The sequence below is a fragment of the uncultured Senegalimassilia sp. genome (assembly GCF_902464545.1).
GTDB lineage: Bacteria > Actinomycetota > Coriobacteriia > Coriobacteriales > Eggerthellaceae > Senegalimassilia.
Map to the genome: position 1 here is coordinate 1 of NZ_CABQJR010000002.1, position 16,828 is coordinate 16,828.

Consider the following 16,828-nt stretch of genomic DNA (forward strand, 5'->3'; position numbering starts at 1 on the left):
CAGCGCAAGGCTGCGGGAGGGCAGGGCGTCGCGCTCGCGGAGGGCGCTTTTCTATATGCCCGAGACATATGCACTCCGTGTAATCAGCCCTGGTTTGTCCAGGGCTTTTGCTATATTTGGTACCATGAAATTACTCAATTTAGTAACTTTGACTCTAAGGGGAAACGCATGAAGCTGTCCCATTATGATTATCTGGTTGTCGGCGCCGGCATCTCTTCGGCGGTTTTCTGCCATGAGGCCGCCAAGCTCGGCAAGACCTGCCTGGTCATCGACCGTCGCGACCATATTGCCGGCAACATTTACACCGAGGACGTGCAGGGCATCAACGTGCACCGCTACGGCGCGCACATCTTCCACACCTCCCTGCGCCCGGTGTGGGACTACGTCAACCGCTTCGCCGAGTTCAACAACTACGTGAACAGCCCTGTAGCCGTCTATAAGGACGAGCTGTACAACCTGCCGTTCAACATGAACACGTTCTCGAAGATGTGGGGCATCCGCACCCCCGCCGAGGCCGTCGAGATCATCGAGCGGCAGAAGGCCGAGGCGGCAGACCTCATCGGCGAGGGCGAGCCGAAGAACCTCGAGGAGCAGGCGCTGTCGCTGATCGGCCGCGACGTGTTCGAGAAGCTCATCAAGGGCTATACCGAGAAGCAGTGGGGCCGCAGCTGCACCGAGCTGCCGCCCAGCATCATCAAGCGCCTGCCTGTGCGCCTGACCTACGACAACAACTACTTCAACGACCGCTGGCAGGGCATCCCCATGGGCGGCTACACCGCCATGGTCGAGCGCATGTTCGGCGACGTCGAGATCCTGCTGTCGACCGAGTACCGTGAGTTCCGCGAGCAAAACCCGGGCATCGCCGACCGCACCATCTACTGCGGCCCGATCGACGAGTACTTCGACTTCAAGCTGGGCACGCTGGAGTACCGCAGCCTGCGCTTCGAGTCCGAGACCGTCGAGTGCGAGAACTGGCAGGGCAACGCGGTGGTCAACTACACCGAGCGCGAGGTGCCGTGGACGCGCATCATCGAGCACAAGCACTTCGAGTCGCAGTCCTCGCCGGTCAGCGTGATCACGCGCGAGTACCCGGCCGACTGGAAGCCCGGCGACGAGCCGTACTACCCGATCAACGACGAGCGCAACTCCGCGCTGTACGCGCAGTACGAGGAGCTCGCCAAGCAGGAGGGCGACGTGGTGTTCGCCGGTCGTCTGGGCGGGTACAAGTACTACGACATGGACAAGGCCATCGACGCGGCGTTCGATCTGGTGAATGCCGAGCTGGGCGTTGACCTGCGCGCATAATTCTTTGTAAGACGCGCTGCATGCTATTCGGTTGCACTGGTGTTGCGAATAGCTTTTCGGGTTGATTGTGGGTACCTCTAAAGTAGTTGCAAAATTGCCTCCGATCATTTGAAAAAACGGCTAGGGCGTTTGGCCCTGGCCGTTTTTGCTTCATGAGCTCCAAGAGGCTCTAAAACGAGATTCGTTCGAAAGCCTCTGATGTGGTGTTTACTGAGCGTTGTTGGGGAATTTGACTCGGATAAATGCTGGAGATGTGTCGGAATCGGAGTCTTGGTGACAATATTCGCATTGTGAATGGGGTTTTCTTCAGGGGTTACGAATTCTGACTCGCGAATATTTGACCGAGGTGTCAACTTGCTCGAAATGCGTTTTCCTTTTATCGCGATTGCCACTGCAGCATTGTGGTTCGCTTTCGGAGATTGCGTAATCCTGCGCGACGGCAAAGAAGCTTGCGTTGTCCTGCTTGTGGGCGTCAGGGTGCGGCGTGTTGCTTCTTGATGAAATCTGGAGCTGCGGGTCGATTCTGGCAGTATGCGATTACACTCCTTCGCAGACGCGCAGACGCGCAGACGCGCAGACGCGCAGACGCGCAGACGCGCAGACTTTGCCCGATGAGTTATTCGTAGCAAAAGCCCTTAAAACCCAGTTTACCGCCGTGTTAATTCTGCGCTGAATGCGGGGTTGGTAATTTCAAAAAGGTATAATGACCTTGGAAAATACTAGGCGGTATGGAGGATTACCACATGGCTGGAAGCATGGATGTCATCGAATTCGTGGCGCGTGAAGCGCTCACGAACGAGGACAAATTCAAGCGATTGGTCGCGCAATTGGGCGACTCTTCGCGTCGTAATCGACAGAATGCAGCGGGATCGCTGGCGTTTATCGCGAAGGTTAGCCCCGAGTTGCTCGTTCCCTATGCATCCGATTTGGTCGATGCCCTGAATCGTCCCGAGGCTCAAACTCGTTGGGAAAGCTTGGATGCGCTTACCGCGCTCGTTCCCGTTGAGTCGCGCTGTACCGACAAGGCGCTTGCTGGTGCTGAGAACGCGCTGTTCGATGAGGAGAACGGTTTCGTTCGCCTGGCTGCCATGCGCTTCTTCTGCGCATATGGTGCCACCACCGAAAAGCGCAGCGAGAACGTCTGGCCGCTCATTGACGAAGCCATCCAGTGCTATCACGGCGATGTCGAGTTCAACGACATGCTGAATGCTGTTGCGGAGTTCGCCACTGGCAAGCTTTCGGAGCACGTTAAGGAAGCACTTGTTGAACGTATGTCGTTTGATGCGCATAATGGCAGGGGTGCCTTGAAGCGCAAGGCGCAAACCATCATTGACAACGTTCAAGGACAATAAGCTTGGAACCTCGGGCTGTGCCGCGTTGCGGTGCAGCCTGTTTCTTTCAACCCGTATGCGCTGCGGCGCAGGACAGAAGGAGTGGCAATGGCACAGCATACTGTAACCTTGATTCCGGGCGACGGCATCGGCTTGGAAACGTCTGCTGCAATGCAGCAGGTCGTGGAAGCTGCAGGTGCGGACATCGTTTGGGAAGTCGCTGAGGCCGGTGCGGCATGCGCCGAGAAAACGGGCACTCCGCTGCCTGATGAGACCATCGAGGCGGTGAAGCGCAACAAGGTTGCCATCAAGGGCCCGTGCACCACTCCCGTTGGAACCGGTTTCCGCAGCGTCAACGTTGCGCTTCGCAAAACACTCGACTTGTACGTGTGCCTGCGTCCGGTGCTTTCCATGCCCGGTGCGGGCGGTCGCTACGACGACGTCGATCTGGTCATCGTTCGCGAAAACTCCGAGGACTTGTATGCAGGCGTGGAATTCGAAGAGGGCTCTGAGGCGGCTTCGAAGCTCATCAAGTTCTGCGAGGACGAGGGCGCGGGCGTTATCCGTCCCGATTCCGGCATCTCCATCAAGCCTATCTCCATCACGGCTACCCAGAACATCGTGCGCTACGCCTTCGAGTACGCGCTGAAGCATGGCCGCAAAAAGGTCACCGCTGCTCATAAAGCCAACATCATGAAGTATTCCGACGGCCTGTTCCTGCGCACGGCGCGCGAGGTTGCCAAGGAGTACGAGGGCCGTGTTGAGTTCGACGACCGCATCATCGACGCCTTCTGCATGAACATGGTCATCGACCCGGCGCAGTTCGACGTGGTGGTGTTCCCCAACCTGTACGGCGACATTGCAAGCGATCTGGCTGCGGGCCTGGTTGGTGGCCTGGGTATCGCTCCGGGTGCGAACATCGGCAAGGAATACGCCGTGTTCGAGGCCGTGCACGGCTCCGCTCCCGACATTGCGGGTCAGAACAAGGCGAACCCCACCGCGGAGATCATGTCCGCGGCCATGATGCTCGACCATCTTGGGGAGTTGGAGATCGCCGAGCGTATCCGCCGTGGCGTCCGCGCCGTGTACGCCGACGGTTCCGTGCTGACGGGTGACATCCGCAAGGCCACTGGCAGCAGCGCCCCTGCGGCAAGCTGCACCGAGTTTACCGAGGCGCTCATCGCCGCCATCAAGGCTCAGGCGTAATCGTACGTTAGGCGCTGGCCGGCAAGCTGCGGGAAGCGGGGTGCCGGCCCGTGCTCATTCTCGCGGCGGGGTTCGCCGACGCGCATAGCTGCTGGCAGAAACCGATTCCCGATAGGGCTTTCGCCGGTAAGCGAGATTGCCGGCTGAATCGTGTTCAGCAAGATCGATATCAGGGTGCGACACGCACCAAGAGGGGACGATATGAAGAACGAGAAGTTTGCCGCTACCCTGTCCGTGGACGATGCGGCTTACACCTATTATCCGGTTGAGCAGGTTGAGGGCTCCGAGAAGCTTCCGTATGCGCTGAAGGTGCTGCTCGAAAACGTGCTGCGCAATGCCGAGAGCCCGGAGGCGGCTTCCGACCTGGCCAAGCGCGTGGTCGAGGCCGGTTGCGCGGGCGAGGTGGGCAGCGAGGTCGAGTTCAGCCCTGCGCGCGTGCTGTTTCAGGACTTCACGGGCGTGCCGGTGTTCGTGGATTTCGCCGTGATGCGCGAGGCCTGCGCGAACCTGGGCGGCGACCCGGCGAAAATCAATCCGCAGATTCCTTGCGATCTAGTCATCGACCACTCGGTCATCGCCGATGTGGCTGGCTGCTCCTGCGCCATGGAGAAGAACATGGAGCTGGAGTTCCAGCGCAACGGCGAGCGCTATAACTTCCTGAAGTGGGCGCAGAAGTCGTTCCAGAACGTGCGCATCGTCCCTCCGGGAGCGGGCATCTGCCATCAGCTGAACATCGAGCAGTTCGCGCAGGTTGCCATGACCTCCACGGCTGCCGGTGTGGAAACGCCGGAGGGCGAGAACCCCACGGTGTACTTCGACACCCTGGTGGGCACGGACAGCCATACGCCTACCGCCAACGGCATCGGCGTGCTGGGTTGGGGCGTCGGCGGCATCGAGGCTGAGGCGGCAGCGCTGGGCCAGCCGATCACCACGCTGGTTCCCAAGGTCGTGGGCGTGCGCTTGACGGGTGAGTTGTCCGAGGGCGTCGCGGCCATGGACGTGGCGCTGACGTTCGCGAAGATGCTGCGAGAGAAGGGTGTTGTCGGCTGCTTCGTCGAGTGCTTCGGCCCTGGCCTGGACAGCCTGAACGCCACGCAGCGCACGTGCATCTCCAACATGACGCCGGAATACGGCAGCACCTGTACGCTGTTCCCCGTTGACGACCAGACGCTGGCGTACCTGCGCCTGACCGGTCGCAGCGAGCAGCAGGTGGCGCTGGTCGAGCAGTATGCGAAGGCACAGGGCTTCTGGAACGACCCGCAGGCGCCCGAGCGCGTGTACGCCGACGTGGTCGAGCTGGACCTGAGCAGCGTGAAGCGCAGCATCGCCGGCCCGTCGCGCCCGCATGATCGCATCTTCCTTGAGCAGGCGCAGGAGCGTTTCCATGAGATTTGTGCCGATCGCGGCCTTGACCTGGACAAGAAGGAAACGGTTGACGTGAACGGCCAGGCTTGCGAGCTGGGCCATGGCGCGCTTGCCATCGCCGCGGTGACCAGCTGCACCACCGCCACCGACCCGTCCATGATGCTGACGGCCGGTTTGGTGGCCAAGAAGGCCGCCGAAGCGGGGCTGAAGCCCAAGCCGTGGGTGAAATGCATCCTGGCTCCGGGCAGCCACGCCACCGAACTGCTGCTTGAGCGTGCCGACCTGATGGATGGCTTGCGCGACCTGGGCTTTTACACGTGCGGCTTTGGCTGCATGAGCTGCATCGGCAACTCCGGCCCCATTATGCCGGCGCTACATGATATCGCCGACGATTTGGAGCTTGCCAGCGTGCTTTCGGGCAACCGCAACTTCGAGGGCCGCATCTCGCCCGACGTGTCGCAGAACTATCTGGGCGCCCCGGCGACGGTGATCGCCTACTCGCTGGCGGGCACCATGGACGTGGACCTGCCCAACGCTGTGCTCGGCGAGCGCGCCGACGGCACGCCGGTGAAGTTGGCGGACATCTGGCCGACCGATGCCGAGGTTGCCGACCTGCTGGGGCGTTTCGCCACGAAGAAGCTTTACGAAGAGGGTTCGCGCGGCCTGTACGACGGCGACGCCGCCTGGCAGCAGCTTGGCAGCGAACCGTCCGACACGTTCGCGTGGGACGAGGCCTCCACGTACGTGCGCCGCGCGCCGTACTTCGACGGCATGGGCGCACAGCCCGCGCCGGCAGAGCCCATCAAGGATGCGCGTGCGCTAGCCTTCCTGGGCGACTTCATCACCACCGACCACATCTCGCCCGCGGGCAGCATCGCGCTGGATTCCCCGGCGGCGAAGTACCTGGAGGAGCGCGGCGTCGTTCCGGCGGACTTCAACACCTACGGTGCCCGTCGCGGCAACCACGAGGTCATGATGCGCGGCACGTTCGCCAACGTGAAGCTGTCTAACAAGCTCGCGGAAGGCAAGAAGGGCGGCTGGACGCGCGACTTCCTGAAGAGCGAGATCACCCCGCTGTTCGATGCGGCTATGGACTACGAGCAGGCCGATGTGCCGCTGGTCGTGGTAGCTGGCAAGATGTACGGCAGCGGCAGTTCGCGCGACTGGGCGGCGAAGGGCCCCATGCTGCTGGGCATCCGCGCGGCGTTCGCTGAAAGCTTCGAGCGCATCCACCGCTCGAACCTCATTGGCATGGGCGTGATGCCGCTGCAGTTCGAAGAGGGCGAAAGCGCCGAAAGCCTGGGTCTGGATGGCTCCGAGCAGTACACGGTCGGCGCCGTGGACTTCTCGAAGGGCCTGCCCGAGCCGCGCGTGGTGGACGTGACGGCGAAAAGGGCCGACGGGTCCGAGGTTGCCTTCAAGGCGACGGTCCGCGTGGACACGCCTACCGAGGGCAAGTACTTCGAGCATGGCGGCATTCTGCAGTACGTCCTTCGCCAGCTGGCGAAATAGGGGCGGCGGCCGAACGTGGCGCTTCGCCAAGGGGAGCGCCACGCTTCCCGTAGGGGGGGCGCGGCGTTGACCGGCTGTCATCGCAACGAATATAAAAGGTAACGGAACGCGTTCGGTTTCAAGGGAAGCTGGACGCGTTCCGCTACAATGTGGAACATTGTTCATCCATCAATGGAGAAAGGGATGCCGTGAAACAGACATCCGGTTTTGAGTCGCTCATCGATGCCCTGAAGCAATCGGGCTTCGACATGGGCGCAGGCTTCGGGGGGCCCGCTGGCGCCTCCGGCGAAGGGGGTGCCAGCAGCTCGTCGGGCAGCGGCGCCGGCGGCCAAGGTTCCGAAAACCCGTTCACCGCGTTCAGCGGCGGTCGTGGTCGCAAGGGCGGTAACGGCGGGGGCGCTCCCGAGTTCTCGTTCGGCGACAAAATGGGCCAGATGGGCAAGAAGGCGCTCATCGTCACCGCGGTGTTGGTGCTGCTTATCGTGGCGGCGGCCTACTGGTGGTTCCATCCGCCGATCAACATCCACAGCGTGGACACCTGGATGTTCGTGGTCGTGTTCATCCTGCTGCCGCTGTTCCTGCTGTGGAACGTGAAGTCGCGCACGTACGAAACGGGCAACAGCAAGGTCGACCCCAACCGCACGAAGGCGAAGGCGTTCAAGGTGGCGTCGTGGATTCCCGTGGCCATCACGCTGGTCGGCGTGCTGGGTGCCGTGGCATCGCTGTCGGTGTTCCCCGGCAACGCTGCCAAGTACGCTAGCGTGCTGGAAACGCAGGATGCTGACTTCGCGCAGGACATCCAGCAGGTCGACTATTCCGAGATCCCCATCATCGACCGCGATTCGGCGGCGCTGCTGGGCAATCGTGCTATGGGCAACATCCCCGAGTACGTCAGCCAGTTCGAGATCGCTGGCACGTATAGCCAGATCAACTACCAGGGCACGCCCGTGCGCGTGAGCCCGCTGGGCTACGCTGACCTGTTCAAGTGGCTGACGAACCGAGCCGAGGGCATCCCGGCGTACGCGCTGGTGGATATGACCACGCAGGATGCGCAGATCGTGAAGCTGGGCGACCGCGCCATCTTCTACTCGCGCTCCGAGCCTTTGGCGCGCAACATCGACCGCTACGTGCAGTTGAAGTATCCCTTCTACATGTTCGACGAGAAGTCGTTCGAGATCGATGAGGACGGCCAGCCCTGGTGGATCTGCCCGGTTCAGACGCGTACCATCGGCCTGTTCGGCGGCACCACCATCGAGCGCGTGGTCATGGTGAACGCCACCACGGGCGAGTGCACGGACCTGGCCATCGACGATGTACCCCAATGGGTCGACCGCGCCTATCCGGCCGAGCTGCTCATCCAGCAGTACAACTGGTCGGGCAAGTACCAGGACGGCTGGCTGAACAGCTGGCTAGGCCAGAAGAACGTGGTGCAGACCACGCCGGGCACCGATGGCAACGTGGGCTACAACTACATCGCCAAGGACGATGACGTGTGGGTGTACACGGGCGTGACGTCGGCCACGGCGGACAACTCCATCGTTGGCTTCGTGCTGGTGAACCAGCGCACGGCGGAATCCCATTACTATCCGGTGGCGGGCGCTACCGAGGAATCGGCCATGCAGTCTGCCGAGGGCGCCGTGCAGAACCTGCGCTACTCCGCCACGTTCCCCATCCTGATCAACGTGTCCGAGCAGCCGACGTACTTCATGGCGCTGAAGGATAACGCGGGCACCGTGAAGAAGTTCGCGATGGTGGACATCCAGCATTACCAGAACGTGGCAACGGGCGACACGGTTGCGGAGACGCAGAAGTCCTATCAAGCGATGCTGGCAACTAGCGGAACGCTTTCCGGCGATGCCGCGGAGGCTAACACGCAGGAGCAGACGGGTGCGATCCGCAGCATGACGCAGGCGGTCCTGGACGGTAACTCCCACTTCTATGTGACGCTGGAAGGCGTTGAGGGCATCTACGACTTCGCCTTGCCTGCGCAGCTCGGCATCGTGGGCTATAGGGAAGGCGATACCATCACCTTCAAGTACATCGCCGGCGATACCACAAATTCCGTCCAAGAACTTGTTGACACGCAGAATAAATCTGATATTATAGATAAGTCATCTTCTGAGCAGGCCGCGAAGACGGTTGAACAAACCGCGGAAACGGCCGACCAGCAGAAGACGGAGCAACAACAATAGTTCCGCTGCCCGAGACAGCAGGCACCGAAAGGTTCAATCGCAAGCAATTGCGGCCCGCCGAGGTGGTTGTTAAGTATCGCACTTCAACGACCCCTGTGTCTTAGGACGGCAGGGGTCGTTCTTTTTCTCAAGCGCGACTCCACCCGCATGGGGCGGAACCCGAGTTTGAGAAGAAGGAGGTGTAACAATGCCGAACGCAAAGAACCAATCCATGCTGTCCGCGATCAAGGAAGATCTGGAGGGTGCGGGTGCTGTGTGGGTCGTCGACGCCTGCGGTCTGACCGTCAAGGAGGTCGAGGCTCTGCGCAACGCAGTCCGCGAGTCCGGTGCATGCATGAAGGTGTACAAGAACACCGTTATGCGCATCGCTCTGTCCGAGTCCGAGCTGCCTACGCTGGACGACATGCTGCATGGCCCGAGCGCATTCGTGTTCGCCGGTTCCGATGTGGCTGCTGCCGCGAAGGCCGTTAAGGAATTCGCCAAGTCCAACGAGAACCTGCAGATCAAGGGTGGCTTGATGGATGGTGCTGCAGTCAGCGCCGCAGAGGTGGAGGCCATCGCTTCCCTGCCCTCTCGCGAGGAGCTGTACGCTCACATCGCCGCTGCCATCAACGGTGTGGCTCAGGGTCTGGCAACCGCTATCAACGGTGTGCCGCGTGGCCTGGCTCAGGTCGCAAAGGCCGTTGCCGATCAGAAGGTTGCGTAAGCAAGCTTCTTGCGGCATAAGATGTGCCGCGTAATGCATTTGAAATTTCGGCTGGAACATTAGGATGATCCAGCCCCTTTGAAAGGAAACTAACATGGCTGTTTCTCGCGAAGAGATCATCGAGGCTCTGAAGGAAATGTCCCTGCTCGAGGCTTCTGAGCTGGTCAAGGACATCGAGGAGACCTTTGGCGTGTCCGCTGCTGCTCCGGTTGCCGTTGCTGCTGCTCCGGCTGCTGGCGCTGCTGCCGCTGAGGAGAAGTCCGAGTTCGACGTCGTGCTCGAGGGCTTCGGCGACAACAAGATCGCTGTCATCAAGGCTGTCCGTGAGATCACCGGCCAGGGCCTGAAGGAAGCTAAGGAGACCGTCGAGGGTGCTCCTTCCACCATCCAGGAGGGTGTGGCCAAGGACAAGGCTGAGGAGATCAAGAAGACGCTGGAAGAGGCCGGCGCTGCTGTGACTCTGAAGTAAATTCAGTCTTCCGACTGCTTTTACAGGACCCGCTGCTTGCAGCGGGTCCTTTTTTGTTCGTGAACGCTCCCTTGAGGAGCTGATTCGACTCACAGGTCTATAGCGGGCTGCGCTTAGGAGGGGGCCATGGTCGGCGGGAACGGGGGTCGGGCGTTGCCGATCGCAGCGCGGTTTGGGGCGTGAACAGGGGACGGTGAACAGGGGACGGAGGTGTGTTCACGTGAGACGTCATTGGAAACACCAGGATTGACCGCGAACACACCTCCGTCCCCTGTTCACGCTTCGGAACGCAACAGAATGGTTACGGATGCGGCGTCTCTCGTGTAGGGCGTGTAACGTTCCGAGAAGACGATTATGTATACCGCGCAAAGAGACACGACGGGAAGGAAGCGCCATGCAGACAGGGTATTTCAGCGCCGCATGGAACGATGTGAAGAGCTCGCAAGGCTGGCTGGGCAAGATGTTCTTGCTGGGCTTAATCGCGTTCATCCCGGTTTTCGGCCCGGTGGTGCTGTTGGGCTATGCGTTCGGTTGGGCGCGCGATATTGCATGGGGTGTGCACATGCCTATGCCTGCGCGTATCTTCGGGAACGAGGACGGCCTGCTGTATCGCCGCGGGCTGATTTTGCTTGCCATCTGCATCGTGTGCTGCGTGGTGATTCCCGGGGTGCTCGAGGGTTGCTGGGATGCGCTTGCGGGACGCGGTTTGAGCAACGTTTCGCATGCCGTTTGGGGCGGTGCCGGCGGTGCTGCGATAGTGAGCCCGGTGTATTCCCTGTTCAGCCTTGCGGTTTCCTTGGCATCCGTCATGTTCTTCCTGGTGGCCTCCATGCGTGCGAGCATCTATGGCAGGTTGGGGCCCGGCTTTCAGATCCCTCGCTTGTGGGCTATGATGCGCCATGACATGAAGGGTCTGCTGCGCGTGCTGGGGCTTTCCATTGTACTTGCCATCGTGCCGGCGGTGGTTACGGGTATCGCCGGGTCGCTTTTGGTCGGGGGCTTTATCAGCGTGGGAGCGTATGGGCTGTTCTCCAACGGTACCGCGCCCGACATGATGTTCGTCCTCGCTGCGGGTATGTGCCTGGTCGTCATTTGTCTTGCCATGGCTGTGGTGGTTTCGGCGGCATCGGCGTTCGCGGTGGTGATGCAGGCGCGTGCCGTGGGATACTGGACAAGGCAATTCGACGTTCCGGCATGGCGCGGTCAAGATGACCCCATGCCGTTCGAGATGGCGTCCAACGGGGCGCTGAGATAGGCGGTTCCGTGAAACAAGGGAATAGAAGCCAGGGGTCGCGCAGCGCATCCGAGGGGCATGCCGGCAATCGAAGCGGCAAGCCGTCGCGCCGCAGCGGCGTGCAGGATAGCGCGAAGGGCGGCGCGGCTCATCGCAGCTCAGGGAAGCAGGGCAAACGAAACGAGTCGGGGAGGCAAGGTTCCCAGCACGCGTTGCGCGAGGATGGGCGTCCGTGCGAAGGCGTTAATGCTGACGCGGGCAGTCGTGGATCGAAGAAGACGCACGGCTCGGGCAAGTTGCAGGGCGCGTCCAGATCGAACAAGCCGCAAGGTTCGCACAGTTCGGGCAAAGTGCGCGTTTCTCGCGGCGCTTCCGCAGCGTCTGCGTCCAATTCGGCGAAACCCCAAGCTTCTTTGCCTCCGCGTAGCGCATTCTTGCCGGTTAGTCGCGCCGATATGGAGGAGCGCGGTTGGGACTGCTGCGACTTCGTGTTCGTGTGCGGTGACGCGTACGTCGACCATCCCTCGTTCGGCATGGCCATCATCACGCGTTTGCTCGAGGCGAATCACTATAAGGTAGGCGTGATCTGCCAGCCCGATTGGCGCGACCCTGAGAGCGTCACGATTCTGGGGAAGCCTCGGCTGGGATTTCTGGTTTCCGCCGGCAACATGGATTCGATGGTGAACCACTATACGGTGGCCAAGAAGCACCGCAGCACCGATGCGTTTTCTCCCGGCGGCGAAATGGGGCTTCGCCCCGATCGTGCGGCGGTGGTCTACGGCAACCTCATTCGCCGCACGTATAAGGATGTTCCCATTGTTCTGGGTGGCATCGAGGCATCGCTTCGCCGTTTAGCTCATTATGATTACTGGTCGAACAAACTGAAGCGTTCGATTCTGCTTGACTCCGGCGCCGACCTGGTCAGCTACGGCATGGGCGAGCATTCCATCGTGGAGATCGCCGATGCGCTGGCGGCTGGGCTTGATGTGTCTGACATCACGTTCATCGACGGCACGGTGTATCGCGCGAAAACGCTTGAGCACGTGTACGACTACGAGCTGCTGCCCTCGTTCGACAGTATGCAGAAGGACAACCTCGAGTATGCCCGCAGCTTTAACGTGCAGTATGGCAACAGCGACCCTTTCACGGGAAAACGCCTGGTGGAGCCATATTCCGACCATGAGTTCGTGGTGCAGAACCCGCCAAGCAAGCCGTTGACCACCTCGGAGATGGACGCGGTATACCGCCTGCCGTATGTGCGCGCGTACCATCCCATGTACGAGGAGGCCGGCGGCATCCCGGCGATCCGTGAGGTGAAGTTCAGCCTGACCAGCAATCGCGGCTGCTTCGGCGAGTGCGCGTTTTGCGCGCTGACGTTCCATCAGGGGCGCATCGTGCAGGTGCGAAGCCACGAGTCTATCGTGGAAGAAGCGAAGCAGATGATCGCCGACCCGGAGTTCAAGGGCTATATCCATGATGTGGGCGGTCCCACGGCGGACTATCGCCAGCCTGCGTGCGATGCGCAGCTGCGTCGCGGCGCATGTCGCAACAAGCACTGCCTCTCGCCGCAGCCGTGCCGCAAGCTGAATGCCGATCACACGGACTACCTGCAGCTTTTGCGCGAACTGCGTGAGCTGCCGGGCGTGAAGAAGGTGTTCGTGCGCTCGGGCATCCGCTTCGATTACGTGCTGGCCGACCGTAACAAGGGCGAGGCGTTCGTGCGCGAGCTGTGCGAGCACCACGTGAGCGGGCAGCTGCGTGTGGCGCCCGAGCACGTTTCCAACGCTGTGCTCGGCGTGATGGGCAAGCCGCAACACCAGGTGTACGAGAAGTTCGTGAAACTGTTCCAACAGGCCAACGACGCCTGCGGGCTGAAGCAGTTCGTGGTGCCGTACCTGATGTCGTCGCACCCCGGAAGCACGCTCGACGAAGCCATTGAGCTGGCGGAATACGTGCGCGACATGGGGTTCAACCCCGAGCAGGTGCAGGATTTCTATCCCACGCCGTCCACCATGTCAACGGCCATGTACTTCACGGGCGTGGACCCGCGCACCATGGAGCGTGTGTTCGTGCCGAAAAGCCCGCACGAGAAGGCGCTGCAGCGCGCTCTCATCCAGTATCGCGACCCGAAGAACCACGACCTGGTGATGGAGGCGCTGCGCAAGGCTGGCCGCACCGACCTGATCGGGTTCGGTCCGAAGTGCCTGATCAGGCCCTATAAGAGCGAAGGTGGGCACGGCGCTGGCGCGAAGAAGGGCGTGGCGGGCGCGAAGAACGCTATGCGTGGGCCGAAGGGTCGTGAAGGTGGTCAGGGCTCGGGCGGCAGAGGCGCTTCCGGTGGCCGCGGCGCGGCTGGTGGCGGCAAGCGCGGTGGCACCGCAGGTGGAGCTGGCGCCCGAGGGGGCTCTTCGGGCGGCGCGAACGCGGGCAAGCGCGGCGGTTCCCCGAACGGCGGCGGCAAAGGCAACGGCACGCGCGGGAAAGCGCCTCGGCGCTAGCTGAATCACAGCATATTCCCTAGGTGGAGAGGGTATACTATAGGGGTTGCATTCAACGGCGTCGGCGCTTAGGCCGTCGACGCTTTTCCCCTGCGGAAGAAAGGCGGCAGCGCGCATGAAGATCTCAACGAAGGGCCTGTACGCGGTTCGCTTGATGCTGTATCTGGCGGAGCATGATGGCGGCGGCCCCGTGTCGCTGAAAGAGGTGTCCGAGTCGCTGGGCATCTCGAAGAAGTACCTGGAGCAGATCGTGTCGAACGTGGTCACGGCGAAGCTGGTGCGCTCGGTGCGCGGCGCTGCCGGCGGCTATCAGCTGGCGAAACCGGCCAGCGTGATCACCGTGCTTGATGTACTGCGGGTCACCGAGGGTTCGCTTGCGCCGGCGTCGTGCTTGGAGGATGACACCTTCGATTGCAATATGCCGGTTCCCTGCATGGAACTAGGTGTATGGCGCGGGCTGTATAAGGTGATCAACGAGTATCTGGGCGGCATCACACTGCAGAGCATCATCGACGAGCATTCGGCGGTGGCGGCGGACAGCTATTCGATTTAACGGAAGGGCGCGAGCTTTCAAGCTTGCGCCCTTTTCGCTATTGAACTGGGGATACGGTATATAACCCACCAAACCGCCGGGAATAGGGGATAATTTTTCGAAATAGATATTGACATTGCCTAGAGACATAGTAGGATAACAGGCATGAAAACGGCGTTCCGCACGTGGCAATCAACGGCGGACAAGCGAGAGAGGAACATCATGACCATCTACAAGAGCGTGTCCGAGTTGATCGGCGGCACTCCGCTGGTGGAGCTGTCCAACTACGAGAAGAACCACAACCTTGAGGCAACCATCGTGGGCAAGGTGGAGCTGTTCAACCCGGCAGGGTCGGTGAAGGACCGTATCGCGAAGGCGATGCTCGACCAGGCCGAGGCCGAGGGCAAGCTGGACGCCGACACCGTCATCATCGAGCCGACCTCCGGCAACACCGGCATCGGCCTGTGCTCGCTGGCTGCCGCTCGCGGCAACCGCATCATCATCACCATGCCGGAAACCATGTCGGTCGAGCGTCGCAACCTCATGAAGGCTTACGGCGCCGAGCTGGTGCTGACCGACGGTAGCAAGGGCATGAAGGGCGCCATCGCCCGCGCGTCCGAGCTGGCCGAGGAGATTCCGAACTCGTTCATCCCGAGCCAGTTCACGAATCCGGCGAACCCTGCCGTCCATGAGCGCACCACCGGCCCCGAGATCTGGGCGGATACCGACGGCAAGGTTGATATCCTGGTCGCCGGCGTGGGCACCGGCGGCACGCTTTCCGGCACGGGCAAGTACCTGAAGTCTCAGAATCCCGACATCAAGGTGGTTGCCGTGGAGCCTGCCGGTTCCCCGGTGCTGAGCGAGGGCCATGGCGGCGCACACAAGATTCAGGGCATCGGCGCGGGCTTCGTGCCCGACACGTTGGATCAGTCGGTCTACGACGAGGTTATGCCCATCACCGACGAGGAGGCGTTCCAGGCCGGTCGCGAGCTGGCGGGCAAGGATGGCCTGCTGGTGGGCATCTCCTCCGGCGCCGCGGTTGCCGCCGCAACGAAGCTGGCGCAGCGCCCCGAGAACAAGGGCAAGCTGATCGTGGCGGTGCTCCCCGACACCGGTGAGCGTTACCTGTCCACGGCGATGTTCAACTTCTAGGGAGCGCAAAACGCCTGCTTTGCGGCGAAGCTACGCAGGTTGGCGAATAAGAGAACTCGGCGAAAGCGCCCTGCTCCAACTGGAGTAGGGCGCTTTGCGCGTTAGGCGGGGTTTGCGTGCAAAGTGGCGTTTGCTTGCGAAGCGGGCTGTGCGCCCAGCGGGTGCTTGCATGCTAAGCGGAATCGTGCGCGATAGGTAGGCCATGCCGGATAACACGGGGTTTCGATTCCTGATGATTCGCCCATCGGTTGCGGCATCGGCGCAATTTCGGTGCAATAGGGCGAATGGGAGAACTCGGAGGAAGTACCCCATTTCGGGTAGGAATGGGGCGCTTCGCGTGCAAGGTGGGCTTTTGCGGTCGGCGCGAGATACGACCCCGTTACAATTTACCTGCCGATTGTCGCGCTCGTGCGACCTTGGGTACAATAAGGAAAACGTTGGGGGCGGGGGAACCCGCCAAACGCGACAGGGGCGGGATGTCCGTCTATTGCGAAAGAGGCGGAAAAGCTCGCCTAGTGCGATAGCGACGGGGTTCCCGTTTCGCATGAAAGTTTATCGGGGAAAGGGGCGCATCATGAGCGCGAGCAAGCACGATTGGGGATTGATCTTCGCGGGCGTTGCTTTGGCGGCGGCCGGCTTCTTCTGCTTGGTGGCACCGGGGTTGACTATCGTGACCATCGCGGCCGTGGTGGGCGCATTCTTCCTGGTGGCGGGCGTGTTCGATATCATCAGCTACATCAGGCTGCGCAATATCATGCCGCGTAGCGGCTGGGAGCTTGCCTACGCCATCATCGACGTGCTGCTGGGTTTGATCTTCTTGCTGCATCCGCTTGCGTTCTCCGCGGTGGTGCCGTGGCTGGTGGGCGTGTGCTTTGTGGCGTTCGGCGTGTTCGAGGTAATCGCGTCGGTGAAGGCGCACGGCTGGGGCGTCCCGATGTGGGGATGGGCCTTGTTCAGCGGCGTGCTGAACGTGCTGTGCGGCATCGCGTTCTTCGTGACGCCTCAGATGCTCAGCGTGTTCCTGGCCATTATCCTGCTGGTGCGCGCCGCAACCCTGATGGTATACGGCTGGAACGCGGGCCGCTATATCGCTATGTAGCGCTGCGGGTTTGCCAGACCGAGGCGTATCTCTCGATAGCTGCTTGGCGGGCTTGCCGGTAGGTAAGTAGGTAAGCGGGTCGGCCGGTGCGTCGGGCGAGGATGCGTTCGTTCGGTAGTGCTTTGACCGCTGGTAGGGCAAAGGCGTGTGGGCTGCGTCGGGTTTCGGCTGGCGCCGTGCGCGCGTGATAAAATCGCAACGGAAAAATGGGCCTCGGGCATGTGCCC

The 16,828-nt window shown here is 61.5% G+C and carries 12 protein-coding genes; all 12 read left to right on the top strand.

Going from position 1 to position 16,828, the window contains the following annotated elements:
• The first annotated feature begins 168 nt into the window (after positions 1-168).
• On the top strand, positions 169-1,305 hold the full coding sequence (gene glf / locus RDW26_RS00710) for a UDP-galactopyranose mutase (RefSeq protein ID WP_276667429.1): 1,137 nt from the start codon (positions 169-171) through the stop codon (positions 1,303-1,305).
• Between the two features lie 743 nt (positions 1,306-2,048).
• Positions 2,049-2,657 (top strand): hypothetical protein, encoded by a 609-nt coding sequence (locus tag RDW26_RS00715; RefSeq protein ID WP_307981141.1) that lies wholly within the window; start codon positions 2,049-2,051, stop codon positions 2,655-2,657.
• An 87-nt stretch (positions 2,658-2,744) separates the two neighbouring features.
• A complete protein-coding gene (locus tag RDW26_RS00720) occupies positions 2,745-3,842 on the top strand; it encodes an isocitrate/isopropylmalate dehydrogenase family protein (protein WP_042435372.1) in 1,098 nt (365 codons plus the stop codon).
• Positions 3,843-4,043: 201 nt separating this feature from the next.
• The gene (gene acnA / locus RDW26_RS00725) at positions 4,044-6,719 is read left to right on the top strand and encodes an aconitate hydratase AcnA (protein ID WP_307982083.1); all 2,676 of its coding nucleotides are present in this window, start codon (positions 4,044-4,046) and stop codon (positions 6,717-6,719) included.
• A 188-nt stretch (positions 6,720-6,907) separates the two neighbouring features.
• Positions 6,908-8,911 (top strand): Tat pathway signal sequence, encoded by a 2,004-nt coding sequence (locus RDW26_RS00730; protein ID WP_307982085.1) that lies wholly within the window; start codon positions 6,908-6,910, stop codon positions 8,909-8,911.
• 187 nt (positions 8,912-9,098) lie between these two features.
• Positions 9,099-9,617 carry a 50S ribosomal protein L10 gene (rplJ, locus tag RDW26_RS00735; protein ID WP_307982087.1) on the top strand — a complete coding sequence of 173 codons (519 nt, stop codon included), beginning with the start codon at positions 9,099-9,101 and terminating at the stop codon, positions 9,615-9,617.
• 94 nt (positions 9,618-9,711) lie between these two features.
• Entirely contained in the window at positions 9,712-10,086 is a 375-nt protein-coding gene (gene rplL, locus RDW26_RS00740) for a 50S ribosomal protein L7/L12 (RefSeq protein ID WP_042435383.1), read from the top strand.
• A gap of 394 nt (positions 10,087-10,480) precedes the next feature.
• Positions 10,481-11,341, top strand: coding sequence for a DUF4013 domain-containing protein (locus RDW26_RS00745; RefSeq protein WP_307982090.1), 861 nt, complete (start codon positions 10,481-10,483; stop codon positions 11,339-11,341).
• A gap of 413 nt (positions 11,342-11,754) precedes the next feature.
• Complete coding sequence (locus RDW26_RS00750; protein ID WP_307982091.1) at positions 11,755-13,818, top strand: YgiQ family radical SAM protein; 2,064 nt, start codon at positions 11,755-11,757, stop codon at positions 13,816-13,818.
• Between the two features lie 115 nt (positions 13,819-13,933).
• Entirely contained in the window at positions 13,934-14,371 is a 438-nt protein-coding gene (locus RDW26_RS00755; RefSeq protein WP_042435389.1) for an Rrf2 family transcriptional regulator, read from the top strand.
• A gap of 201 nt (positions 14,372-14,572) precedes the next feature.
• Complete coding sequence (cysK, locus tag RDW26_RS00760) at positions 14,573-15,502, top strand: cysteine synthase A (protein WP_374110303.1); 930 nt, start codon at positions 14,573-14,575, stop codon at positions 15,500-15,502.
• A 574-nt stretch (positions 15,503-16,076) separates the two neighbouring features.
• Positions 16,077-16,601, top strand: coding sequence for a DUF308 domain-containing protein (locus RDW26_RS00765; RefSeq protein ID WP_307982093.1), 525 nt, complete (start codon positions 16,077-16,079; stop codon positions 16,599-16,601).
• The last annotated feature ends 227 nt before the right edge of the window (positions 16,602-16,828 follow it).